General features: G+C 72.7%; 18 protein-coding genes. 5 read left to right on the top strand and 13 right to left on the bottom strand.

Annotation, left to right across the window (positions count from 1 at the left end; translation table 11 throughout):
• Positions 1 to 53 precede the first annotated feature (53 nt).
• From OG276_RS05470 to OG276_RS05445, 6 genes are all read right to left on the bottom strand, one after another.
• Positions 54 to 893: an ABC transporter ATP-binding protein gene (locus OG276_RS05470; RefSeq protein WP_266903269.1), complete on the bottom strand. Its 840-nt coding sequence runs from the start codon at positions 891 to 893 to the stop codon at positions 54 to 56.
• A complete protein-coding gene (locus OG276_RS05465) occupies positions 890 to 1,954 on the bottom strand; it encodes an ABC transporter ATP-binding protein (protein WP_266903268.1) in 1,065 nt (354 codons plus the stop codon). The genes OG276_RS05470 and OG276_RS05465 overlap by 4 nt, the downstream gene beginning before the upstream one ends.
• Positions 1,951 to 2,805 (bottom strand): ABC transporter permease, encoded by an 855-nt coding sequence (locus OG276_RS05460; protein ID WP_266903267.1) that lies wholly within the window; start codon positions 2,803 to 2,805, stop codon positions 1,951 to 1,953. Before OG276_RS05460 ends, OG276_RS05465 begins: the two co-directional genes overlap by 4 nt.
• A complete protein-coding gene (locus tag OG276_RS05455; RefSeq protein ID WP_266903266.1) occupies positions 2,802 to 3,761 on the bottom strand; it encodes an ABC transporter permease in 960 nt (319 codons plus the stop codon). The genes OG276_RS05460 and OG276_RS05455 overlap by 4 nt, the downstream gene beginning before the upstream one ends.
• Complete coding sequence (locus OG276_RS05450) at positions 3,758 to 5,482, bottom strand: ABC transporter substrate-binding protein (protein ID WP_266903265.1); 1,725 nt, start codon at positions 5,480 to 5,482, stop codon at positions 3,758 to 3,760. The genes OG276_RS05455 and OG276_RS05450 overlap by 4 nt, the downstream gene beginning before the upstream one ends.
• Before the next feature lie 114 nt (positions 5,483 to 5,596).
• Positions 5,597 to 6,610, bottom strand: coding sequence for an agmatine/peptidylarginine deiminase (locus tag OG276_RS05445; protein WP_266903264.1), 1,014 nt, complete (start codon positions 6,608 to 6,610; stop codon positions 5,597 to 5,599).
• Positions 6,611 to 6,853: 243 nt separating this feature from the next.
• Between OG276_RS05445 and OG276_RS05440 the strand changes: the two genes are divergently transcribed.
• Together OG276_RS05440 and OG276_RS05435 are read left to right on the top strand one after the other, a co-directional pair.
• Positions 6,854 to 7,426, top strand: coding sequence for a TetR/AcrR family transcriptional regulator (locus OG276_RS05440; protein ID WP_266903263.1), 573 nt, complete (start codon positions 6,854 to 6,856; stop codon positions 7,424 to 7,426).
• Positions 7,423 to 8,007 carry a GNAT family N-acetyltransferase gene (locus OG276_RS05435; protein WP_266903262.1) on the top strand — a complete coding sequence of 195 codons (585 nt, stop codon included), beginning with the start codon at positions 7,423 to 7,425 and terminating at the stop codon, positions 8,005 to 8,007. Before OG276_RS05440 ends, OG276_RS05435 begins: the two co-directional genes overlap by 4 nt.
• Here the strand turns inward: OG276_RS05435 and OG276_RS05430 are convergent.
• From OG276_RS05430 to OG276_RS05410, 5 genes are all read right to left on the bottom strand, one after another.
• Positions 7,995 to 9,674, bottom strand: coding sequence for an urease subunit alpha (locus OG276_RS05430; RefSeq protein WP_266912545.1), 1,680 nt, complete (start codon positions 9,672 to 9,674; stop codon positions 7,995 to 7,997). The genes OG276_RS05435 and OG276_RS05430 overlap by 13 nt on opposite strands.
• Positions 9,675 to 9,754: 80 nt before the next feature.
• The gene (locus OG276_RS05425; RefSeq protein ID WP_266903261.1) at positions 9,755 to 10,495 is read right to left on the bottom strand and encodes an urease subunit gamma; all 741 of its coding nucleotides are present in this window, start codon (positions 10,493 to 10,495) and stop codon (positions 9,755 to 9,757) included.
• A 96-nt stretch (positions 10,496 to 10,591) separates the two neighbouring features.
• Complete coding sequence (locus OG276_RS05420; RefSeq protein ID WP_266903260.1) at positions 10,592 to 11,767, bottom strand: agmatine/peptidylarginine deiminase; 1,176 nt, start codon at positions 11,765 to 11,767, stop codon at positions 10,592 to 10,594.
• A 178-nt stretch (positions 11,768 to 11,945) separates the two neighbouring features.
• Positions 11,946 to 12,527 (bottom strand): TetR/AcrR family transcriptional regulator, encoded by a 582-nt coding sequence (locus tag OG276_RS05415; RefSeq protein WP_266903259.1) that lies wholly within the window; start codon positions 12,525 to 12,527, stop codon positions 11,946 to 11,948.
• A gap of 61 nt (positions 12,528 to 12,588) precedes the next feature.
• Positions 12,589 to 15,780 carry an NACHT domain-containing NTPase gene (locus OG276_RS05410; protein ID WP_266903258.1) on the bottom strand — a complete coding sequence of 1,064 codons (3,192 nt, stop codon included), beginning with the start codon at positions 15,778 to 15,780 and terminating at the stop codon, positions 12,589 to 12,591.
• A gap of 123 nt (positions 15,781 to 15,903) precedes the next feature.
• Here OG276_RS05410 and OG276_RS05405 point away from each other — a divergent pair, with 123 nt between their 5' ends.
• Positions 15,904 to 17,589, top strand: coding sequence for a serine/threonine-protein kinase (locus OG276_RS05405; protein WP_266903257.1), 1,686 nt, complete (start codon positions 15,904 to 15,906; stop codon positions 17,587 to 17,589).
• Between the two features lie 28 nt (positions 17,590 to 17,617).
• Here OG276_RS05405 and OG276_RS40775 read toward each other — a convergent pair whose 3' ends face one another.
• Both OG276_RS40775 and OG276_RS05395 read right to left on the bottom strand, forming a co-directional pair.
• On the bottom strand, positions 17,618 to 19,618 hold the full coding sequence (locus OG276_RS40775) for an IclR family transcriptional regulator C-terminal domain-containing protein (RefSeq protein ID WP_323182311.1): 2,001 nt from the start codon (positions 19,616 to 19,618) through the stop codon (positions 17,618 to 17,620).
• Complete coding sequence (locus OG276_RS05395; protein WP_266903256.1) at positions 19,615 to 20,220, bottom strand: RNA polymerase sigma factor; 606 nt, start codon at positions 20,218 to 20,220, stop codon at positions 19,615 to 19,617. Before OG276_RS05395 ends, OG276_RS40775 begins: the two co-directional genes overlap by 4 nt.
• Before the next feature lie 232 nt (positions 20,221 to 20,452).
• On the opposite strand from OG276_RS05395, the gene OG276_RS05390 reads away from it, so the two are divergent.
• Both OG276_RS05390 and metG read left to right on the top strand, forming a co-directional pair.
• The gene (locus OG276_RS05390; protein ID WP_266903255.1) at positions 20,453 to 22,549 is read left to right on the top strand and encodes a hypothetical protein; all 2,097 of its coding nucleotides are present in this window, start codon (positions 20,453 to 20,455) and stop codon (positions 22,547 to 22,549) included.
• Between the two features lie 319 nt (positions 22,550 to 22,868).
• Positions 22,869 to 24,584 (top strand): methionine--tRNA ligase, encoded by a 1,716-nt coding sequence (metG, locus tag OG276_RS05385; RefSeq protein WP_266903254.1) that lies wholly within the window; start codon positions 22,869 to 22,871, stop codon positions 24,582 to 24,584.
• The last annotated feature ends 17 nt before the right edge of the window (positions 24,585 to 24,601 follow it).

Below are 24,601 nucleotides of genomic sequence, written 5' to 3'. Positions count from 1 at the left end.
GTGGAACGGGTGAGCCGATGGGTCGCGGGCGCTGACGCACCCGCGACCCCCCCTCACAGGGCGCGACGAGCGGCGGCGATGCTCCGGGGATCCCACCCCGGGCGGGGTACGGACTCCAGGAGCAGTCGCGTGTAGGGGTGTTGGGGGGCCGCGAGCACCTGCTGCGTCGGGCCCGACTCGACGATCCGGCCGCTGCGCATGACGATCACGTCGTCGGTCACGCAGCGCACGACGCCGAGGTCATGGGTGATGAACAGGTAGCCGATGCCGGTCTGTTCGCGGATGTCGAAGAGCAGGTTCAGGATCTGGGCCTGTACCGAGACGTCCAGCGCGGCCACGGCCTCGTCGAGGACGAGGACGGCCGGTTCGACCGCCAGCGCGCGGGCGATCGCGACGCGCTGGCGCTGTCCTCCCGACAGCTGCCGGGGCAGCGCGTCCGCCTCGCGGGAGCCGAGGCCGACCTGGTCGAGCAGTTCGGTGATCCGGCGCGCGTGGTCCGTGCCGGGGAAGTGCAGGGCGAGGGTCTCCCGCAGGGCCGCGCCCACGGTGGTGCGCGGATCCAGGGACAAGAAGGGGTCCTGGAAGACCATCTGGACCTCACGGGCCCGTGCGAGGCGGCGCGCCTTGCCGCGCGCGTGCTCGCCCCGGTCGCGGCCGTGGATCAGCACCCGGCCCTCGTCCGCGTGCTCCAGACCCACGACGATGCGGGCCGTGGTCGTCTTGCCCGAACCGGACTCGCCGACGATGCCCAGGGAGCCGCCCGCGGCCAGCCGGAACGACACGTCGTCCACGGCCCGGACGCTCCCGTAGGTCCGGTGCAGGCCCAGGACCTCCAGGACGGTCTTCGTCGCGGTCGGCGCGGTGCCGGCGCTGGTGTCAGTAGCGGTACTCATGGGTGGAGTTCCTTCCGCTGTGTCCCCGTCCGTTGGGTCCCCGCCCGCTCCCGTTCGCGTTCCTGCTCGGCGATCAGGTCGCCGTGGTGGCAGGAGGCGAGCCGGGCCGGCTCACCGGCGACCGGGAGCAGGGCCGGCGCCTCACGCGTGCACACGTCGGTCGCGAGTACGCAACGCGCGGCGAACGGGCAGCCGCTCAGTTCCTCCCGCAGGCTCGGCGGCCGGCCCTCGATCGCGGCGAGCCGCCCCCGGGGCGCGTCCAGGCGCGGGGTGGAGTTCAGCAGGGCCGTCGTGTACGGGTGACGGGGCCGGGCGAACAGCTCGGCGGCCGGGCCCGTTTCCACGATCCGGCCCGCGTACATCACGTACACCCGGTCGCTGATCGCGGCGGCGAGGCCGAGGTCGTGCGTGACGAACAGCAGCCCCGTTCCGAAGCGTTCGCGCAGATCACCGAGGAGGCCGATCACCTCGGCCTGCGTGGTGACGTCCAGTGCCGTGGTGGGTTCGTCGGCGAGGATCAGGGCCGGGTCGCCCATCAACGCGGCCGCGATCACGACCCGTTGCAGCATGCCGCCGGACAGCTGCCCGGGGTACTTGCGCAGGGCGCCCGCCGTGAGGCCGACGGCCTCCAGCATCGCCACCGCCCGTTCCTCGGCGACCGCCTTGCTCGCCTTGGCGTTCAGCCGCAGGCTTTCGGTGAGGAAGTCGCCGACGCGGCGCATCGGATTGACCGCCGCCCGGGGGTCCTGGAAGATCATGGCCGCCGTGCTGGTGCGCAGCACCCTCAACTGGCCCGGGGACATGGTGAGTACGTCGTCACCGGCCACCCGGACCTCGCCCTCCGTCCGGGCCCCGTCGGGGAGCAGTCGCAGCACGCTGCGCGAGGTCAGGCTCTTGCCCGAGCCGGACTCGCCGACCAGGGCCACGGTCTCCCGGGGGCCTACGGTGAGCCCGACGCCGTCGAGGACGGGCCGTACGGCGCCCGGCAGGTGCAGCCGCAGGCCCTCGATCTCAAGGGTGTTCAGCGGATTCGGCGGTGTCGGTGGGTTCGGCGTGTTCATCGGTCCCTCCTGGAGACCTTGTCGGCCCAGGCCTCGCCGACGACGTTGAAGGCGACCACGGTCAGCACGATGGCCGCGCACGGCACGATCGACGCGAGCGGGTAGCCGGCCTGGATGGCGGCGTTGCCGTCGAAGACCATGCGGCCCCAGTCCGGGGTCAGGGCCGGTACGCCCAGCCCGAGGAAGGCGAGGCCGGCCAGGTCGATCAGGGCGTAGCCGAAGTTGATCGCGGACTGCGCGAGGACGACGGGCATGACGGCGGGGACCACGTGGCGCAGGCAGATCTGCGCCCCCGAGTGTCCTTGCACCCGGTACGCCTCCACGTACGGCCGGGAACGCTCGGCCAGGACGAGGGAACGCGTCAGCCGGCTGACGTAGGGCAGGTAGGCGATGGCCAGGGCGATGACGGGGGCCAGCAGGCCCTCGCCGTAGACCGAGACGATCAGGATGGCCAGCAGCATGCCGGGGAAGGCGAAGACCAGCTCGGTGCTGCGGGAGAGCACCGAGTCCAGCCAGCCGCCCCGCCAGGCGGCGGCGGTGCCGATCGCCACGCCGGCCACGGTGGAGAAGGCGACCACGCCGAGCGGGCCGAGCAGCGAGGTGCGGGCACCCAGGACCAGCCGGGAGAAGGTGTCGCGCCCGGAGGCGTCGACGCCCAGGAGGTGGTCGGCCGAAGGGCCCGCGAGGGCGTTGCCCAGGTCGACGGAGTTGGGATCGTAGGGCGCGATCCAGGGGGCGAGCAGTGCGACGAGGACGACGAGCGCGACGAAGCCCGCACAGAACAGGGAGAGGGGGGCGCGGGAGGTCCGGAGCCGGGCGAGGCCCGGCCGGCGCACCAGGACGGAGCTCACGAGGCCTTCTTCGCGGGGCCGAGGGTGACCCGGGGATCGACCAGCGGATGGAGCAGGTCGACGACGAGGTTCACCGTCATGAACAGCGCGACCATGATGAGGGAGATGGCCTGCACGGTGGGGAAGTCCTTGGTGGTGGTGGACAGTTCGAGGAGCTGGCCGATGCCGCCCACACTGAACGCCGACTCCACCAGGATGGTGCAGACCAGCAGTGTGGAGACGATGAGCCCGCCGGTGGTGAGCACGGTGCCCAGCGCGTTGCGGAAGACGTGCCGCCGGATGACCTGGCTCGTGGACACGCCCCGGCTGCGGGCGACCGTGACGTGCTCCTGGCCGAGGACTTCGACCATCGCGGCCCGGGTGACCCGGGCGAGCATGCCGATCAGGTAGAGCGCCAGGGCGATGGCGGGCAGGGTCAGGTGCCACAGCATCTGCCCGAATCCCTCGCCGGCCCCGCCGGTGGGGAACCAGCCCAGCTTCACGGCGAACAGGCCCTGCAGCAGCACCGCCGCGACGAACGACGGGGTGCCGATGGCGACGGTGGTCGTCACCAGGATCGCGGAGTCGGCGGCCCCGCCGCGGACGGCGCCGATCCAGCCGAGGAGCAGCCCGAACACGAGGACCAGTACGAGCGCCATCGAGATCAGCATCAGGGTGTTGGGCAGCCGGTCCGCGAGGAGCCGCGACACGTCGGTGCGGTACGTGATGGAGCGGCCGAAGTCGCCTTGCACCACCTGGCCGAGCCAGTTCAGGTACCGCACCGCGAAGGGGTCGTCCAGGTGGTAGTGCTCGTTGATCGCCTGCAGGGCCTCCGGGGAGGCCGAGCGGCCGCCCAGGAGGAAGCTCGCCGGATTGCCCGGAGCCAGGTACAGAGCGCCGAAGATCACGAAGGAGGCGCAGAGCAGGGTGGCGGCCATTTCGGCCAGCCGGCGTACGGCGAAGCGCAGGAAGGTCATCGCGCGGCCGCCCCGATGTTCGCGGCCCACGGGGAGTAGAGGTAGGAGATGGTGGTGGGCGCGCCGGTGATCCGCTTGTTCAGGAAGACCGCGGTCGGCCACTCGGCGACCGGGATCCAGAGGACCTGGTCGGAGGCCTTCCTCTGGAGTTCGGCGGCCGCCGAGAAGCGCTTGGCCGGGTCGTACGCGGAGCGGGCCTTGTCGGCCAGCGAGTCGTAGGACGCGTCGCTGTAGCCGGCGTAGTTCTGGTAGGCCCCGGTCTGGAAGTTGCTCAGCAGGTCCATCGGGTCGGTGATGGAGTCGTAGTACGTCTCCGGGAACATGTCGATGCCCTCGCGCGCCGCGGGGTCGGTGAACAGCGCGGTGAACGCGTTGGGGGCGATGGTCTTCAGCTCGATCTTCAGGCCGATCCTGGTGCCGGCGTCCTGGATCGCGGTGGCCAGCACCGAGACGTCCTGGCCGATCGAGCTCGTGGCCACGGTCAGCGTCTTGCCCGTGGCGCCGGCCTCCTCGATCATCCGCTTGGCCGCGTCGATGTTCTGCTCGGGGGAGGGCAGGTTGTCGAAGGCGGACGCGCGGGCGGCGGCGGGGGCGCCGGCCCAGACCGCCTTGGTGGTGAGCGAGCTGGTGACGGTGCCCGCGCCGCCCAGGCCCGCCTTGACGAAGCCGCGGCGGTCCAGGGCCAGGGACAGGGCCCGGCGGACGCGGACGTCGCCGAGCGCGCCCTTCATGCTCGTGACGTTGACGTTGACGGTGCTGAGGCCCTCGCCGAAGTAGAGCGTGCCGGCGCCGCTCGCGCGCAGCCGGTCGTAGCTCTCGGTGGGGATCAGGTAGCCGCCGTCGGCCTCGCCGCTCAGCAGGGCGTTCGTGCGGGCGTTGGGGTCGGTGAGGAAGGTGAAGACGGCCTTCGCGGACTTGGCCTTGGTGCCCCAGTAGCCGTCGAAGCGCTGGAGCTCGATCGACTGGCCCTTGTTCCAGGTGCCCAGCTTGAAGGGGCCGGTGCAGTCCAGGCTGCCGGTGGTGCCGTAGTCCTCGCCCGCCTTCTGCACCCCGGCCTTGGAGGACACGACGCCCGCGGCGGTCGCCATGTACTGGGGGAACTGCGAATCGGGCTGCTTCAGCTTGACCGTCACCTGGAGCGGGCCGGTCTTGGTGACCGCCTCGACGTTGGAGAAGTTGCTGTTCCAGGCGGCCCCGTTCTGCGGGTCCATCTGACGGCCCAGGCTGAAGACCACGTCGTCGGCGGTCATCGTGCCGCCGTCGTGGAAGCGCACGCCGGGGCGCAGGTCGTAGACCCACGTCAGGTCGTTGGGGTTGGTGGCCTTCTCGGCCAGGCCCGGAGCCGTGGTGAGCTGCGGGGTCCACCGCATCAGGCTTTCGCAGACGTTCGACAGGATCGTGTTCGCCGGGTAGTCGAAGGCCGAGATGTAGTCCAGCGTCGGCGGTTCCGCGTAGACGGCCCAGGTGAAGGAGTCGATCTCACCCGCGGCGGCGGGGGTGCCGGCGGACAGTTTGAAGGAGGCGCCCTTCTGACTCCCGTCGCCCTTGGGCGGGCCGGAACACGCGGCGACCATGCCGAGGGCGGCCAGCGCGGCGACGGGCAGCGCGAACCGGCGGGGCGTGGAGCGGCGGGGCGTGGACCGGGGGGCGGGGGAGACGCCGGCGGCGTCGGTGCGACCGGAGGACCTGGCGGCTCTGGACCAGGGAAGGGATCTGGGCATCGGTGCTCTCTCTTCCATGCGGGGCGGGGAGGTACGGGCAGGCGGCGAGCGGGTCGAGGAGGGGAGGCTCGGATGCGGGCCGCCGGCCCGGGCACGGCGAAGGGGGCGAGCCGGTCAGACGGTGCGGCCGGCCGCGGGGATCTGCTGGGTGATGCAGTGCACGCCGCCACCGCCGTACGCGATCACGCGCGAGCGGACTCCGACGACCTTGCGGCCGGGCAGCGCGGACGCGATGACGGCGAGGGCGCCCTCGTCCTCGGTGGTGCCGGCGACCGGGACGACGACCCCGCCGTTGGCGATGTAGAAGTTCAGGTAGCCGACCTCGGTCTCCCGGCCGTCGACCTCGACGAGGTTGCTCTGCGGCAGGTCGATGATCGTGAAGGGGCGGCCGGCGGCGTCGGTGGAGCCCTCCAGGACGGCGCGGTTGACGCGCATGCGCTCGAAGTCGGGGTGGGCGGGGTCGCTCGGGAGCTGAACGACGACGGTGGCGGGGGCGACGAAGGCGCAGACGCCGTCCACGTGCCCGTCGGTCTCGACGTCCAGCAGACCGCCGTACGGCAGCCAGATGACCTTGGTGACACCGAGGCGGGCGATCAGCTCGGCCTCGATCTCCTCCTTCGTCATGTCCGGGTTGCGGTTCGGGTGCAGCAGGCACTGCTCGGTGGTGATCAGCGTGCCCTCGCCGTCGACCGTGATCGCGCCGCCTTCGAGGATCATCCGGGAGTCGACGCGGTCCACGCCCAGGTGGGTCAGCAGGGCCCCGGCGATCTTGTCGTCGGTGTCGTAGGGGAAGTGCTTGCCGCCCCAGGCGTTGAAGCGGAAGTCCACGCCCGCCCGCCGGCCGTCCTCACCGAGTACGAAGATCGGCCCGGAATCCCGGAACCAGGAGTCGTCGATCGGGAGCTCGATCACCTCGACGCCCTCACCGCACAGTGCGCGGGCCTCGTCGCCGCTGCCGGGCAGGGCGACCATGGTGACCGGCTCGAAGGCGGCGATCGCGTTGGCGACGTGGGCGTACTCGACCTTCACCTCGTCGAAGACGTCGCCCCACAGCTCCTGCCGGGTCGGCCACGCCATCAGGCAGCCCTCGTGGTCCGTCCACTCGGCCGGCATGCGGAAACTGGTCATGATCCACTCCTGTTTGAAAATTCAGTCAGTGTTTGTAAGGGGTGCCCGCATCGTCCACCAAACTGAAAATTCAGTCAATGGTTCTCGCCAAGCTGATGCGGAAACGGTCACACCGGGTGTCGGGCAGGGTACGGAAGGGCCCCTGAATCGGCATGATCACGGCGGTATCACCGGAAAGGGGTGCCTGATGTTACGGTCAGGAAAAGCCCCAGGTGACGGAGTCGACGGGTAGAGTGACCCTTCGTGTCAGACCGTCGAACGGAAATACTCAGAGCCGCCACGCGAGTGATCGCGCGCCGCGGCGTGCGCGGGCTCCGGGTGGGGGAGCTCGCCGCCGAAGCGGGCGTGTCCACCTCGCTGATCTACTACCACTTCACCGACCGCGCCGGGATCCTGCGCCGCACGCTGGAGTTCATCAGCGACCGCGCCGATCGCTACACCGCCGAACGCGAGGACGGCTCGGACGGTCCGGAGAGCCCCCGCGACGAACTGAAGCGGACCCTGCTCCTCGAACTCCAGGACGCCCCGGAGGTACGGGAGAACAGCACCGCCTGGGGTGAGCTGAGGGCCAGCGCCGTATTCGATCCCGACCTGCGCGAGGACGTGGCCAAGGCCACGCACAGCTGGGTCCACGAGATCTCCTACCTCCTCGCCCAGGCCCGCCCCACCGGCACGGCCCCCGAGCACGCGGCCGCCGCCGAACGCCTGACGGCCCTCCTCGAAGGCCTCAGCGTCCGGTGGCTGAGCGGCTCGCTGCCCCTGGACCACGCGCGCCGGCTCCTCGCCGACGCGATCGACGGGGAACTGGCCGCATGACCGACCGGGCCGCCGGAGCGGTGATCGTAGACGCCCTGGAGCTGGTGTCCGACCCGGAGCGGGCGGCCCGGTTCGCCGCGTCGGCGCACCGGATCCTGGCCGAGCTGGTGGCCGGGGGAGCCGCGCTGGGCTGGGTCGAACCGCCCGGGCCGGACCAGGTGGCGCAGCTGCTGGACGGCGTCGTGGCCGCCGTGCGGAACGGGGACGCGGCCCTGCGCGCCGCCTGCCTCGGAGACCGGCTCGTCGGGCTCGGGTACTGGCAGCGCTACGGCCGCCCCACGCACCGGCCGCACGCGGACCTGGAGAAGCTCGCGGTCGCCGCCGATGCCCACGGGCTCGGGCTCGGCCGGGCGCTGACCGCCGCTCTCGTCGAGGACGCCCGCAAGGCCGGGATCGAGGTCCTCACGCTGGATGCGCGAGGAGACAACACCCGGGCCCTGGGGCTGTACGCCTCACTGGGCTTCACCGAGTACGGGCGGCTGCCCCGCTTCGTCGCCGTCGGCGAACGCCGCTACGACAAGGTGTTCTGCATGCTGGACTTCCGCCCGCCCGTACGAGGGGCCGCGTCTCAGAGGAAGTAGAGCCGGCCGAGCGAGATGGAGTCGGCCGGCTCGGAGACCAGCGGCTCCCCGTCGAGCGACACCAGGCCCGTGCCGGGATGGACGTCGACGCTGCCGGTGCGGCTGTTGCGGAGCATGTGCTTCGGCCCGATGCCCCGGGTCCCGCGGACCGCGACCCGGCGGCGCCGGGTGGGCATCATGTCGCCGTTCTGGACGGCCGCTTCCGCGACGAACGCCACGGATATGTCGGCCGCGGTGGCCCCGTACGCGCCGAACTGGGGCCCCAGGACCAGCGGTTCGCAGCGGTCGGTCGACGCGTTCGGGTCACCGGTGACCCCGTAGGCCGGGAAGCCGCCCTTCAGGACCAGTTGGGGCTTGGCGCCGAAGTACTCCGGCCACCACATCACCAGGTCCGCGAGCTTGCCGACCTCGATGGAGCCGACCTCGTGGGACAGGCCGTGGGCGATGGCCGGGTTGATGGTCAGCTTGGCCATGTAGCGCAGCACGCGCTCGTTGTCGTCGCCGCTCTCCGCCGTGCCGTAGGAGCCCTCGCCGTCCAGCGGGCCGAGCTCGGTCTTCATCTTCCCGGCCATGGCGAAGGTGCGGCGTACGGTCTCGCCCGCGCGGCCCATGCCCTGGGCGTCGGAGGAGGTGATCCCGATGACCCCGAGGTCGTGCAGGAGGTCCTCGGCCCCCATCGTCCCGGCGCGGATCCGGTCGCGGGCCATGGCGGCGTCGCCGGGCAGGTCGACCTTCAGGTCGTGCGCCGAGACGATCATGCCGAAGTGCTCGCCGAGCGCGTCCCGGCCGAAGGGCAGGGTGGGGTTCGTCGAAGAGCCGATGACGTTCTCCACGCCGGCCATCTTCAGGACGTTGGGGACGTGGCCGCCGCCGCAGCCCTCGATGTGGAAGGCGTGGATGGTCCGGCCGTCCAGCACCCGCAGGGTGTCCTCGACGGACAGGCACTCGTTCAACCCGTCCGTGTGCAGGGCGACTTGTACGTCGTGTTCCTCGGCCACGCGCAGGGCGGTGTCCAGGGCGCGGGTGTGCGCGCCCATGTCCTCGTGGACCTTGAAGCCGGAGGCGCCGCCTTCGGCGAGGGCCTCGATCAGCGGGGCCGGGTCCGAGGAGGAACCGCGGGCCAGGAAGCCGATGTTGACGGGCCAGGCGTCGAAGGCGTTGAAGGCGTGCTTGAGCGCCCACGGCGAGTTGACCCCGACCGCCCAGACCGGGCCGAACTCCTGGCCGATGATCGTGGTGACCCCGGAGGCCAGGGAGGCTTCCATGATCCGCGGGGAGAGCAGGTGGACGTGGGTGTCGATGGCGCCGGCCGTGACGATCATGCCCTCGCCGGAGACGATGGTCGTCCCCGTGCCGACCACGACGTCGACCCCGTCGAGGGTGTCGGGGTTGCCGGCCCGGCCTATGGCGTGGATGCGCCCTTCGCGGATGCCGATGCTGGTCTTGCGGATGCCGAGGACGGCGTCGATGACCAGGGCGTTGCTGATGACGATGTCGCAGGTGTCGCGGACGGCGGCGGCCTTCAGGTGCAGTCCGTCGCGGGCCGTCTTGCCGAAGCCGGCCAGGAACTCGTCCCCGGGCCTCTGCGAATCGGACTCGACCCGGACGATGAGCCCGGAGTCGCCGAGCCGGATCCGGTCGCCGGCCCGGGGGCCGTGGACGGTCATGTAGTCGTGCGGGTCGGTGCTGTCCGCCGGGGCGGCGCCCGGTCGGCCGTGGCAGCCCGCGGAGTCGAAGACGCTGCCGCTCATGCCTGCTCCTGTCCTTGTGCCTGTTCCTTGGACGAATTCGCGCTGTCCTCGTACGAGGTGAGGTATCCCGTGGCCCGGGCCTTGGCCAGGGCGGCCTCGCGCGCGCCGGGCGCGTCGAGGGGGCCGTCGACGAGACCGGCGAAACCGATGGCGACGCGCGCCCCGCCGATGGGCAGCAGGTCCACCACGACGGTGGCGCCGACGTCGAAGCGCACCGAGGAGCCGGCCGGCACGGCGAGCCGGGTGCCGTAGGCGGCGGCGCGGTCGAAGGCGAGGCGCGGGTTCGACTCGAAGAAGTGGAAGTGCGAGGTGACGCTGATGGGCACGCTCGACGTGTTCCGTACGGCCAGGCGCACGGTCGGCGCGGCGGGGCCGTAGCCCTCGCCGTCACCCGGCAGACCGGCGCCCGGGGCGTCGGCCCCGAGCGAGCCTTCCTGCCGGAAGGGGTCGTCGATGACGCAGAGCCTCGTACCGTCGTCGAAAACGGCCTCGACCTGGATCGAGGTGACCACGTCGGGGACCCCCGGCAGCACCTCTTCGGCGCTGAGTGCGTGGCGGCCCGCAGCGATCGCCTCGGCCAGCCGGCGGCCGTCCCGCGCCGCCTCGCACACCGTGTCGGTGATCAGCGCGGTGGCTTCGGGGACATTGAGCTTCACGCCGCGCGCGCGGCGGGCGCGGGCCAGTTCCGCCGCCGTGAAGATCAGCAGCCGGTCCCGCTCGGTCGGTGTCAGTCGCATCGCATACGGCCTCATCTGTGAAGGGCGGGGCGGACCGCCCCGGTGTACTGCCGGTACCGGAACTGCCGGTACCGGCATCGGCGGGCTCTACGGGCTCTACGGGCGCGGTTCGGCCATCGTCGAGCAGTGGATGCCGCCGCCCCCGGCCATCAGCCGGTCGACGTCGAGCTGCACCACGGTCCGCCCGGGGAAGGCGGCCGCCAGGGTCCGCTTCGCCGCCGCGTCCTTGACGGAGTCGCCGAACTGGGCGGTGATGACGGCCCCGTTGACCACGTGGAAGTTCATGTACGAGTCGACGAAATCGGGGTTCTTCGACCGCACGGTGTCGGGACCGTCGACCTTGATGACGGTCAGCCGCCGGCCCCGGGCGTCCGTGGCCGCCGAGAGGATCGCGAACTGTTGGCGGGCATCGCGCGCCCAGACGTCGTCGCGGCTCGCCGGCGGCACCTGGACCATGACCACACCGGGGCGGATGAAGCGGGAGGTCACGTCGATGTGGTCGTCGGTGATGTCCTTGCCCTTGATGCCCGGCACCCAGATCATCTTGTCGGCGCCGTACGCGTGCAGGACCGCGTCCTCGACCTCGGCGCGACTCCAGCCCCGGTTGCGGTTCTTGTTGACGAGGCTGCTCTCCGTGGCCATCACGGTTCCGTCGCCGTCGGTCTCGATCGACCCGCCCTCGCCGACGAAGTCGGTCTTGCCGAAGGGGAGATGGGCCTCGTACGCGACGCTCTCCGCGACGTGGGCGTCGTAGGAGTGGGCCTGCTTGTTGCCCCAGCCGTTGAAGTTCAGGCCGATCGCGTCGAGCCCGCCGCGGCCGTCCCGGCGGAAGACCGGGGCGATATCGCGCATCCAGAGGTCGTCGGTGCCGATGGCGGTGGTCACGGTCGCGCCCGGGCCGCACCAGGAGCGGGCGGTGGCGGCCGTCGAGGAGTCCGGTGCGCACATGATGACGGGCTCGTAGCGCGCGATCGTCTTCGCGATCAGCGCGATGTCCTCCTGGACCCCGGCCAGCGCGCGGCCGCCCCAGATGGACGAGCGCGAGGGCCAGGACATCCAGGTGCGGGTGTGGGGAACGTCGTCGAGGTCCACCCGCCAGCGCTGCACCCCCGCGCTCGGCGCCCGGACCGCGCCCGGGACCGCGGCGGCCGCGGTGCCGACCGCGACCCCGGCCGCTCCGAGTCCGGCGGCCCCCAGGACGATCCTGCGGGAGGGGTTGGAGCCGAACAGCCGGCCGAGGAGGGAGCGGCTGTCGTCGGGGGAGTCGGGCATCGATGAGCCTCCGGATCGCGTGGGGGAGCCGGCCGAGAGCGGCCATGGCCAGACTCTGTCACTGACTGAAAATTCAGTCAAGGCGCGCGACGTGCGTGATCCCTTGAGGTGACCGGTCCGGTCCGGTTCGGTTCGGTCCCGACCGGTTCAGGATCCAGTGGAGCTCAGCGGTGGGGGATCAGGCGCGGGAGAGGCGGTCCAGCTCGGCGGCGATGGACGACACCATCAGCTCACGGGCGTGCGTCAGGGGCAGGCTGCCGCTGAGCCAGCGCGAGCTCAGCCCCTCCACCAGGGCGGTCAGCCGCTCGGCGGCACTCGACAGGGCGCCGGCTCCGGCCATGGGGCGGACCTGCCCGAGCAGCTCGCTCACTTCCTGGATCCACACGAGGGTGGCGCCGGCGAGGTCTTCCCGCAGGTCGGGGTCGAACACCGCGCTGGCCCGCAGCTCTCCCCAGGCCGTGCTGTTCTCCCGTACCGCGGGGTCGTCCTGGAACTCCAGCAGGAGCGTCTGCTCCAGCTCGCCCATGGGGTCGAGCGGGGGATCGGCGGGGTCCCGCTCCGTGGTGTACCGGCCGGCGCGGTCGTTGATGAACTCCAGGGTGGCGCGGAGGATCCCCGCGCGGTCCTTGAAGTGGTAGTAGATCAACGCCGTGGACACCCCGGCCTCGGCCGCGAGCTCCTCCACGCGCAGGCCGCGGACGCCGCGCCGGGCGATGACCCGCGCGGCGCCTTCCATGATTGCCGTTCGACGATCAGCCACGGTCCGACACCTTACCCGGAGGGCGGGGGCCCGAGTGGATCCGGACTGACCGAAGGTCTGGTCAGCGCTCTTGGGAGATCGTGAGGCGGGAGGGCAGTGATGCGACGCCTTGAAGCATGTCGGTGGGCAGGTCGATATCGAAAGACTCCAGGCTGACGATGTCCCCCAGTGGGGAGACGTCGAGGCCGGGCGTGAGGGCCCCCGAGTACACACCGGAGACGAGAGCGGGGAAGGCGTGCGGCAGTCGGTCGAGCACCTGCTGTGCGGCGGATGTACCGCCGTCGTCGTGGAGGGCGAGGGCGGTGACCTGTGCCAGGACGACGTCCGGGGGAAGGGTCTCCAGCGAGACGGCCTCCAGTGCGAGGGTTCGGAGTGCGGGCAGCTCTGCCATCTCCTGCCAGTCCTCGGCGGATGTCCGGTCGGACCGGTAGGTGAGGGACGTCAGGGCGGCGAAGCGGGAGAGTCCCTTCAGGCCCTGCTCCGAGACGGCTCCCTCCGTCATGTTCAGGTGGTGCAGGGGGGCGCGCGGGTGGAGGGATTCCGGGGACCAGTCCAGCGGTACGCCGCCGGAGAGCCAGAGGTGCGTCAGCGTCGGCAGCCGGTTCAGCGGGCTCAGGTCCATGGTGGTCGAGCCCTCGATGGCCAGGCGGCTGATCGGAAGCCCGATGAGAGGGGAAAGGTCCGCGAGTGCGGGGCAGCTGAGGGCCGAGAACGATGTGAGGTCCGATTGGGCCCGCAGGAATTCCAGATCCGTCAGCGGGAGACTCGTCAGCTGGAGCTTCGTGATCTTGTTCCGGGAAAGGTGCGACGTGAGCGCCTCCACGGACACGGCCTTCCTGACGTCCAGCGCCTTCGCGCGGAGGTTCAGACGCTCCAGATGGAGCAGCTGCGCGTCGGAGGTGATGCTGTAGTCGAGACCGTCCGGGTCGAGGTGTGCGATGACCTCATCCGCGTACAGGGCGCTGTCGAACCGGGACCAGGCCCACATGAGCTGGCTGCGCACCTTGAGGGAGGGGTGTCCGGAGTAGCGGGCCAAGAAGGGTATGGCGGCATCGGACGCGACCCTGGAAGCAGCGATGACGGTGTAGTAGCAGTCCGATTCGTCCAGGCCGTCGGGGCCGGGCAGAAGGTCCAGGACCAGTGGCCCCCAAGTACCCAAGTCGCGGGCATCGAACCTGTCGCGCGGCGTGATCAGCCGGGTGATGCGTCCCTCCACCGCTTCGCGGACCGCCGGCTCAAGCGTCGTGGCGTGCTCCAGACATGCGGCGGCGAGGAGGTGCACGCGGCGGTCTCCGGTGCGGTCACCGAGGCTCAACAGGCCCTCGAAGAGGGTCACCCGCTCGCGGGGCCGGGCCAGCGCGACGGCCATGCGGATGACGTCCTCCCACTGGTCGTCGGCGGCATGACTGGCGAGCAGCCCGAAGTCGCCCTCCTCGACCGCGGCCCGCGCGCCCAGGAAGTCCTGGAAGGTGCGGTGGATGAAGTCCACCGTTCCCGGGGCCGGTTCGCTGAGTAGGCCGCTGCGCTGGAGGAAGTGGTCGAAGACGGCTGACGGATCACCCAGTGCCGCCGCCTCCGGGACGGCGGGGAGGGCGCGGCCGATGATGTCCTCGGCCTGGGTGCGGTCCATTTCCGTACGGCCGTTCTTGATCAGCCAGTAGGCCAGGCGTTGGAGCAGCTCCAGTTGAGGCTCCTCCCTGAGGTCGGGGACGTTCATGTCCCGCTCCCGGTCGCGGCGGCTGATCAGCATCGATAGCGCGGCCTCGTACAAGTCCTTGCGGCCGTGAGGGAGATAGCCGCGTCGATCGCGGTGAAGCGCGCAGATCAGGCCGCACATCAGGGGGTTGGTGGCCAACATGCCGAGGTCGGCCTTCGAGCGGACGGCGGTGAGGAGCTGGGCCTCGTACGCATCGAGTTCGGCTGCGGACTCGGCCCCGCCGCGGGCGGCCGCGTGCCAGCGCTTGATGAAGGTGGCGGTGTCGGCGCGTCCCATGGAGGACAGGGCCAGTTCGCTGAACCCTTCTTCCGTGAGCCAGTCCTGGCCCACGGCCGACGGGCGCGAGGTGACCAGCCAGCGGTTGTCGCCGTCGTACGTGTCGATCAGGTCCCGCAGCCAGCGACGGGTCCGCTCGCGCTCGGGCTCCGGTATCTCGTCGATGCCGTCCACGAGGACCAGCCCCCGCCCGGCGGTGAGCACCCGGTGCTCCCATCCGGCGGGCTGGGAGCCGGTGAGGGGGCAGCCGATCGCGGCGAGGAAGTCCTTGGGGGCCGGGAGCCGTTCGCCGTGGCGGGTGAGCGTGCGCAGGGGGAGTACGAAGGGGATCCGGTCGCGGAGGTACGCCGGCAGGTCCGTGCGGTCCTGCTGTGCGGCGGTGACCGCAAGCCACTGCACGAGCGTGGTCTTTCCCGAACCGGCCTCGCCCCGCAGGAGGACGCGGGGGGTGCGGGCCAGCGCCTGATCCGCGGGCTGGGGTTCCAGGGTCCGCTGCACCGCGAGGAAGTCCTCCGCGGTCTCGTAGGCGTCCCAGGAGATCTCCGTGCGCCCCAGTGGCGCCGCCTCCAGGCTGAGGTAGGCAACGTCCAGCGGCCAGCGCGTCGGTGAATTGCTGAGGTCGATGCCGTAGATGGTGAGCTTGGAGTGCTTCTTGGCCACGTACGGCAGGTACGTGGCCTCGAACGCGACGTCCGCCGCGTCGGGGAGCGGGGTGCGGCGGATCAACTCATCAGTTTTTGATGTGAGTTCGTCCATCGCTCGGGTCTGGCTGACCAGGGCACGGGCCGTGAAGGTCTTGCGCTGGGTGAAGAACTCCAGGATGTGCAGGGAGGCGAGGCCGAGCAGGGCTTCGTAGACGTGCGTGGCGTCGGCCGAGAGGTGGCGCTCCGGGCGGTCGGCCGCGCGGCGCAGTTCGCGGGCGAAGGCCTCCGGGCCGAGGCGGACGGCGTCGACGTCCGTGATCGTGAGGTCGCCCAGGGCATGCAGGGTCGCGGCGAGGGCGTCGGTGACGGCCTCCTGCTCGTCCGCCGGGATCCGGCGTTCGCCTGTGCTGAGGGCCTGCTGTACGAGGGTGGCGGCCAGGGTGCGTACGTCGGACTCGGTGAGGGTGCGCTTCTCACCCTTGAACGAGACGTATCCGGAGAGCCGGACCGGCTTGTCGACCAGACCCGCGCCCGGGGCGTCCGAGACGAAGAACTTCCTGACGAGCGGGCCGATCACGGACGTTGCCAACTTGAGGCCGATGGCTGTGGGTTCCACGTGTGCCCCCCCGTAGAGCTGTGACCGGTGCCGTCGTGATTCTAGAGTGCGCGGCGCCCGTGCCGCCGGGATCGCGGGCTGCGGCATCATGGCCACGGGATCGGGTGCGGGGAAGGGAGCGCGGTGGCACAGGACGAGGTGCGCGGCAGAGTCGTGGTGGCCGGGCGGTACCGCCTGGAGGACAGGCTGGGCCGGGGCGGTATGGGTACCGTCTGGCGGGCCACCGACGAACTGCTCGGGCGTCCGGTCGCCGTCAAGGAACTGCACGTGGGCGAGGGTGACGGTGACGGCGTGGCCGCGGGGGCGCTGCGCGAGGCGCGGGCCGTGGCGCAGGTGCGGCACCCCCACGTCGTCGTGGTCCACGACGTCGTCGAACACGACGGGCGCCCCTGCATCGTCATGGAACTGGTCGACGGCGGTTCGCTCGCCGACCTGGTCTCCGCCGGGAAGACCCTCACCCCGGTCGAGACGGCCAGGACCGCCCTCGCCCTGCTCGGCGCCCTGACCGCGGCGCACGGCCGGGGCGTGCTGCACCGGGACGTGAAGCCGGCCAACGTCCTCATGGAGTCGGGGACCGGCCGGGTGGTGCTCACCGACTTCGGCATTGCCCGCTTCTCCGGGGCCACCACCATCAGCCAGACGGGTGCCTTCGTCGGCTCGCCCGAGTACACGGCTCCCGAGCGGATCCAGGGAGCCGCGGCCGGGCCGGCCGCCGACCTGTGGTCGCTCGGCACGCTCATGTGCACCGCGCTGACCGGGGAATCCCCCTTCCGTCGCGATTCGCTGGGCGGCGTCCTGCATGCCGTCGTCTCCGCCGAGATCCGCCCGCCCGCCCAGGCCGGGCCGCTCCTGCCGGTCATCCGGGGCCTGCTGGAACGCGACCCGGAGCGGCGGATGGCGGCGGCCGAGGCGGACCGGCTGCTGTCGGCTTATCTGGCCGGGGGGAGTCCCGTGCCGGGCGGGGACAGCCCCGTACCGGCCGACCGTGTGCCCGTACCCGCCGACGGGGTCCCGGCCTCCGTGCCCGCCCCCTCCTCCGTGCCCGCCTCCGCCTCCGAGGGGCTGACCGCCCCGGCCGTGCCCCCGCGCCCGACGGCCCGCCAGCGGGTCGCCGGGCGGTCGGGCCTGCGCCTCGGGCTGATCGCGGCCGCCGCCGTGCTGGTGGCGGCCGGGGTGGTGGTGGGCGCCGACCCGCTGCGCTCACTGCTCGGTGGGGAGGAGTCGGGGCGCGGATCGCGGAGTGCGGTGGCGACCCCCGACGGCTCCGCGACCCTGCCCGCGCCCCTGCCCTCGCCCCCGGGCGGGGCCGGCTCCACCCCGAGTGCGGTGGGTGGGACCCTGAGCGTGCCGCCCTCCGGGTACCGGACCTTCGCCGACCCGCAGGGCTTCGCCATCGCCGTGCCCGAGGGGTACCAGCGGGCCACCGACGACCAACGGGTCTTCTACGTCTCCCCGGACGGGGCTTTCCGCATCGGGATCCGGGTGAAGATGCCGGTGCCCGGCGGCCCGCTCGGCGTGATGCGACAGGCCCACGCCAAGGGCCCGGACACCAACCCGGGCTACCGCGCCGGCACGGTCGTCTCCACGACCCACCACGAACTTCCGGCGGCACTGTGGGAGTTCACCTGGAACGGCTTCACCCCGGCCGAGGGAGACCGGCACACCTACGACCTCTGCTGGGACCAGAACGGCCGGATGTACGACATCTGGGTCTCCGCCCCGGTGGGTGAACTCATCCAAGCAAAGCGTCACTTCGACACCGCCGTGGCCACCTTCGTACCCGGCGTACCAGGCTCCGTCACCCCCTGAACCCGGTCCCCCTCCCCACCGGCTCCGGTCAGGTGTGCAGCACCACCAGCCCGTCGAGCCCGTCGGTATGGCGCAGGCTGCCCGGCGCCAGCGGGGCGAAGGTGCGCGGGAGCGCCAGGCCCGGGGCCCCGTCGCCCTCGGGGGCGTCGAAGAGGTACGCCGCCTCCGAGGCGCTGTCGCTGACCAGATGGGGCCCGTCCGCCCCGGCCGTGGCCCGCGTCAGCGGGGTCCGGAAGAGGCTGCGCAGCTGGCGCAGGGTCTCCGCCGTGACCGGTACCGGCATCGGCAGCGGCTCCGGATCCGCCGGGCCCCGCGAGGACTCCGGGCCGGCTGCCGCGTCGGCCGGGCCCGTCCCGCCCGGGCCCGTCCCGCCCGGGCCGTCGGCCGCGAACACGGCGTCGATGGCGGCCGTACCGTCCGCGCCGTCGGCGTCGTCCGTCCCTTCGGTGCCGTCCGGCGGGATCGCCCCCGCCAGCAGCAGCGCCAGCAGCACCGGAACCGCCTTGAGCCGGAGCGCCTCCGTGGCCCGGCCCAGCCGGTGCGCGTGCCCGCCGGGCAGCGACAGCGCGAGGCTGCCCGCCGCGTCTCCGAGCGCGAGGGGCACGGCCGCGCACACCACGCCGGGGGCGTACTCGCGCAGGTCGAAGACGGGGGCCCCCGGGGCCACCGCGTCGAGCGCGCTGAACAGGGCCCGGCTGTCGGTGATGGTCCGCTCGGTGAGCCGGGCGGGCCGGTGCCGGGCCACGTGGTCGGCGCGGCCGTCGTGATCGAGCTGGCTCAGCAGGCACTTGCCCACCGCACTGGCGTGCGCGGCGTCCCGGAAGTCCACCCATTCCCGTACCGGCGGGGCGCCGGGCCCGTCCGCCATCTGGGTGATCCGGACCTCGCCCTCCGCGTACCGGCTCAGGTACACGGCCGCGCCGGCGCTGTCCCGCGCCAGGGCCAGCGTGCGCTGCAACTGGGCCGCCAGGCCCCGGCCGCCCGGGGCCGCGAGCCGGTCGAGGGCCGGCCCGGGGGCGTAGACCCCGACGCCGGAGCGGTACGCGTACTCCTCCTCGCAGAGCATCGACAGCAGCGGCCCGAGCTCCGCCTCGGCCAGGCCCGCCTCCCGCCCGAGCCGCCCGGACCGTACGCCGAGCGGCCGCCGCTGCAGGACCCGTACGACGGCCAGGGCGCGCCGCGCCGCCGCCAGGGCCTCGCCCCCGCCGGGCTGCACCACGGTCCCGCGGGCCGCCGCCGTCAGCGCGGGGTGGCGCAGCGGGCCCGCCCCCAGCCGGGGCGGCCGCGGCGGGAGCGGTGGGGCGGCCGGCGGCCGGAACGCGTCCAGTGCCAGGGACACCCCGGGCCTGGGCAGCGGCACCGGGCCCAGGTCGGGGTCGTCGAGCTGGTCGACGTAGCGCAGGACCGCCGCCTGCGCGCACAGCCGCACCTCCCGGAGCTCCCGCCGTCCGCCCGGCCGGAAGCGGCGCCGGCCCAACTCCCGGGCCCAGAAACGGGCGTCGTGGTGCTCGCCGCGCCGCGAGTGGTCGAGGAAGAGGCAGTACGCGGCGTGCGTGGTGCGGCTGCGCCCGGACCCGGCGGCGAACTGCCACCAGAACCGGGCCCCTTCGCGCAGTCCGGCCAGGTGCAGCAGACAGCCGAAGACCACGGCTCCGGGCAGGTCGGCGTGGCCGTCGCTCTCGAAGGCGTCGAGCCGCTCCCGGGCCCCGGTGGCGCACACGGAGGCCAGACAGGCGGCCTTGAGGTCGCGTCCGGCCCGCTCGGAGTCCAGCGGCAGATCGCGCAGGGGGTCGCTCCAGCCCAGCGTGCGGCGCCGGGCGTGGGCGCCGCCGCGCCGGGGGGCCGGTGCGGAGCCCGGCTTCGACGCCGGAGCCACGGAGTCGGCGCCCCGCAGCAGCCGGGTCTCCGCCGCGCCCAGGTCGTAGTGCGGATAGCGGTCGCGCACGCTCGCCCGGGCCAGGAACTGCTCCAGGGAACGCGGGAGTCCGCCGTCCTCGCGGCGGGTTCCGCGGCTCGTGTTGCGGTTCATGACTCGGCGGACGCGTCGAGCAGCCGGGCGAGGCGCCGCTGGGCCTGGCCGAGCTGCGAGCGGACCGTGGCCTCGTCCACACCCATGATCGCGGCGGCTTCGCCGGGGGTGCACTGGAGCCCGTACCGCAGCAGCACGGCGTCGCGCTGGCGTTCGGCGAGCCGGGAGACGGCGGAGTAGAAGCGGATGGTGTCGGTGAGCACCTCGTACTGGTCGGCTTCCGCGTGGGCCTCCTTGAGCGCCGCCTCGAAGGCACTGGTGTCCATCGGCTCCGGCCAGGGGCTGCGGCGGAACTGCCGGTCGATCAGCCGCTGTTTGAGGACGGTCCACGCATAGGCATCGAGCCGGTCCATGTGCAGCATCCGCAGCCATTCGCCCATGATCGAGTCGAAGGCGGCGTCGACCGCTTCCTCGGCCGCCGCGTCCGAGCCCAGCTGCAGGTACGCGAACCGCATGTAGGCCGGGCGCCGGTCGGCGTGGAAGGCCCAGTACGACAGGCGCGCCGTCGAATCCCACTGGCTCATGGGCGCCGGCCGCCGTCGCCGGCTCGGCAGACCCACGGCCCCGCCACCGGACTCCTCCGGACCGCTGCCATCGCTCACCGCTCCACCCCATCCCGTGTGCGGGGCAAGGAAATCAGCGCGGGCGCACTCGGAGGGCGCAGAGACGAAAGCTGGAAGAATTACGTTCGGTGATGATCGCTTGATGATCGATGTCGATCACGCACACGCTCAACCAGCGCAAACGCATATGCCGTTCTCCTGTGCGTCCCTTTCGTTCCCCGCCGGAGGGCACGGCGTGTGACCATCCCAAGATTCACTCGTTTGTCGGAGGGTGGGTACAACACAGCGATTCGGCTCCACCGCCGTGGAGCAGGCCGAGGCCGTCCTCGTCGAGCACTACCCCCAGTTGGTACGGCTCGCCTACGTGACGCTCCCGGTCACGCTGGGCCGCCATGCCCGGGTCCTCCTCGCGCACAAGGCGGTCCAGCGAGCACTCCCGCGCGGCGGACGCGGCAGTACCCAGGCTCCGGCCGGGCCCGACGGGCCGGGCGGCCCCCTGACCGAGGTGCGCGTACGGGTCCTGCGCGCGAGCCTCGCCCCGTCGGGCCGGGCCCGTCTGGCCGCGGCCGGGCTCGGGTGGCCGCCGGTGCCGCCCTTCGTCTGGGGGCTGCGGCTGTGGCCCCCGGCGGGTGGGATCGACGAGCCCGCGCGGGCGCTGGGCGCGGCTCCGGGGCCGGTCCGGGCCGCGTTCGTCCTGCACGGCATGGACGGCCTGCCCGAGGAGGCGGTGGCCCGGCTGCTCGGGCAGGCCGGGGTGGCCGACCCGGCGGACGCCGTGCGCGAGGCGCTGGCCGCCTGGCGCGAGTGGTCCCCGGGGCCGGGGCGGGAGACGGGCTCGCAGCCACCGGGGGTGTGGGGCGGTACCGGTATCGCCCCAGGTGCGCGCGCCCGTGCCGGGGAGGCGGCTGGGGAAACGCTCCTGCGAGGGCCGGGCGGCGTCGAGTTCGACGCCGCCGTGGTCAGCGCCCGCCCCACGGACCTGCTGCGCCGGCGCCGCCGGACCCGGGCCGGCTGGACCGCCGCGGCCGCGCTGGCCCTGGCCGCCGGGATCCTCGCGGCCGACGGATCGCCGCCCCGCCCCGAGGCCTCGCCGCTCGCCGGACCGGCCGTCGCCGGGGCCCTGGACCCCGCCCGGCTGGTCCGCGTGCCCGCCGAGGCCTGGGCGGACACCGCCCGCGTCGACTTCACCGCCTGGCCCGCCCGCGGCGCCCGCACCGCCGACCGGGGCCTGCTCGCCCGCGCGCTGGCGGCCTGGGCCGCCCGGCCCCGGGAGGTGGCGGTGACGGCCGCGCCGGGGACGGCCACCGACGCACCGCTGCGCGCGCCGCAGCTCCTGTACGCGGGCGACGTCGCCGGGCGGGCCGTCGTGCTGCTGCTCGACGGGGACCGGGTGGTGCGCTACGGCGAAGCAGCCGACGGGCCGCGCGGCCGGGAGCTCGCGTTCGCCCGTACCGACGAGGCGAACGTGACCACCGCCGCGGCGCTGACGCTGAGCCGCACCCCGGGGAACGGGAGCGCGGACGGGGGCCGGGCCAGGTACCTGCTCGCGCCGTGGATCGCCCGGGCCGGCACCCGCGACCTGCTCCGGACGGGGGAGGGGGCCAAGCCGCTGGCCGTCACCGCCGACGGGGTCACCGAGGAGACCGCGGTGCCGCGCATGGGCGGCGCCGACGGAGCCGACGGCGGTGGCGGCGCCGGCGGAGCCTGCGCGGCGTGGCCCGTACTGGAGCTGACCTCCTCCGCCCGCATCGTGGAGAAGCACGCCTTCGTCCTCGCCGACCTGGGCGCGCTGACCCCCGTACACCTCACTTACACGCCGCTGCCCGACGGTCCCGCGGCGGTGGCCGCGCGCCAGCCGCGCGAGGCCACCGGTCCGGCCGCGCGGGCCGCGTGGGCGCCGGTCGCCTGCCGGCTGCGGGAGTACCGGGCGGGTGGGGTACGGGCCGTCAACGTCTGGGACTTCGCCGGCTCCGAACTCCCCGACGGAGCGGGCCGGGCCGTCTGGACCTGCACCCGGGCCTCCGGCTGGGCCGGCCCGGGCGACGTCCTGGTCCAGCTGCGGCTGCCCGCCGGACCCCCGCAGGACGTGGCGCGGTCCCGCGCGACCGCCGCGTGCGGACGGTTCGGACAGCACCTGCTCGCGGGCACCCGGTGGCGCTCCCCGGCCGGACGCTGGTACCTGCTGGCGGCCGGCAGCCGAGAGGTCGCGGGCATCACGGCGGCCGGGGCCGTCCGCGCGGAGGCCGCCGGGCGGACCCTGACCGTCCCCGTCGCCGGTCCGCAGGGCCCCGCGGCCACCCTGACGGGCAGGCTCGCGAGCGGCGTCCGGATCACCGCGATCGACGGCGGCCGGGGCGGCCGCGACTGACGGCGCATCGCCGGGGCACCGCCGGGGCACCGCCGGCGCAGCGCCGGGGCCGTCCTCCGGAGCGCCGTGCGCGGCCGCCGCGCACGGTGTCCCGGCGGCGTGGACGGCGGTTCGGGGGCTGCCCGGCCCGCTGTACCATGGCCCCAGCGCGAGGGCCGTGACGGAGTGGTCACAGTCCTCGCTTTTGCTTTGCACCCTCCAGTTTTGCGCTGTACCCCCAGTCCACCCCGAAGAAATGCGGGGCGTGGCGTTTCGGCGGTTCGATACGATGAACCGCACGTCACGTCGTACCGGCATATATGAAATGGAGCATCCGAGGATGGCTCGACACCTGATCACCAGCGCGCTTCCCTATATCAACGGGATCAAGCACCTGGGCAACATGGTCGGGTCGATGCTTCCGGCGGATGTGTACTCCCGGTACCTCCGCCAGCGCGGCCACGACGTCCTCTACATCTGCGCCACCGACGAGCACGGCACCCCCGCCGAGCTCGCCGCGAAGGCGGCCGGCCTCTCGGTCGCCGAGTTCTGCGCGCAGGCCCACGACGCCCAGAAGGCGGTCTACGACGGCTTCGAGCTGTCCTTCGACTACTTCGGCCGCAGCTCCTCGGAGCAGAACCGCGAGATCACCCAGCACTTCGCGCGCCGGCTCCAGGCGAACGGCTTCATCGAGGAGCGCGCGATCCGGCAGGTCTTCTCGCCGGTCGACGACCGCTTCCTGCCGGACCGCTACGTCGAGGGCACCTGCCCGCACTGCGGCTACGACAAGGCCCGCGGCGACCAGTGCGAGAACTGCACCCGCGTCCTGGACCCCACGGACCTGATCGAGCCCCGCTCGGCCATCTCCGGCTCCACCGAGCTGGAGGTCCGCGAGACCAAGCACCTCTTCCTCCTCCAGTCCAAGCTCCAGGTCGAGGTCGAGGCCTGGGTCGCGGAGCACGAGGAGGAGTGGCCGCAGCTCGCGTCCTCCATCGCCCGCAAGTGGCTGACCGAGGGCCTGCACGACCGCGCCATCACGCGTGACCTCGACTGGGGCGTCCCGGTGCCCGCCGACACGTGGCCCGAGCTGGCCGCCGACGGCAAGGTGTTCTACGTCTGGTTCGACGCCCCGATCGAGTACATCGCCTCCACCAAGGAGTGGGCGGACGCCGACCCGGCGAACCGCGACTACAAGTCCTGGTGGTACGAGGCCGAGGACGTCCGCTACACCCAGTTCATGGCCAAGGACAACGTCCCGTTCCACACGGTGATGTTCCCCGCCACCGAGCTCGGCGTCCGCGAGCCGTGGAAGATGGTCGACTACGTCAAGGCCTTCAACTGGCTGACGTACTACGGCGGCAAGTTCTCCACCTCGCAGAAGCGCGGCGTCTTCACCGACCAGGCGCTGGAGATCCTCCCGGCCGACTTCTGGCGCTACTTCCTCATCGCCAACGCGCCCGAGTCCGACGACTCCTCCTTCACGTGGGAGCACTTCGCCGCCACGGTGAACAAGGACCTCGGCGGCACGCTGGGCAACTTCGTCAACCGCGTACTGACCTTCTCCCGCAAGAAGTTCGGCGACGAGGTCCCCGCGGGCAGCCCCGCGGGCGAGGTCGAGGCCAAGCTGGGCGTGCAGATCGCCGAGCTGCTGGCCGAGTACGAGGGCCACATGGACACGCTCCAGTACCGCAAGGCCGCGGCCGCGCTGCGCGCCCTGTGGTCGGCCGGAAACGCGTACCTCGACGAGAAGGCCCCCTGGACGGAGGTCAAGACCGACCTGGACGGTGCGGCGCTCTCCCTGCGCACGGCGATGAACCTCATCCACCTCTACTCGGTGGTCTCCGAGCCGTTCATCCCGGCCTCGGCGCGCGCCATGCGCTCCGCGTTCGAGCTCGCCGACGACACGGCCACGTGGGTCACCCCGGAGCAGGCCGCGTCGCTCGACGCGGTGCCGGCGGGCACGCCGTTCACGGTTCCGCCGGTGCTCTTCCCCAGGATCTCCGAAGAGGACCTGGAGTCGTACCGCGAGCGCTTCGGCGGCAACCCGGACGCCTAGGCCGGATCTTTCGGATC

The organism is Streptomyces sp. NBC_00086 (genome assembly GCF_026343255.1).
Classification (GTDB): domain Bacteria; phylum Actinomycetota; class Actinomycetes; order Streptomycetales; family Streptomycetaceae; genus Streptomyces.
The sequence above is the reverse complement of the archived record's forward strand: the minus strand, read 5'-3'. Positions and strand labels throughout refer to the sequence as shown.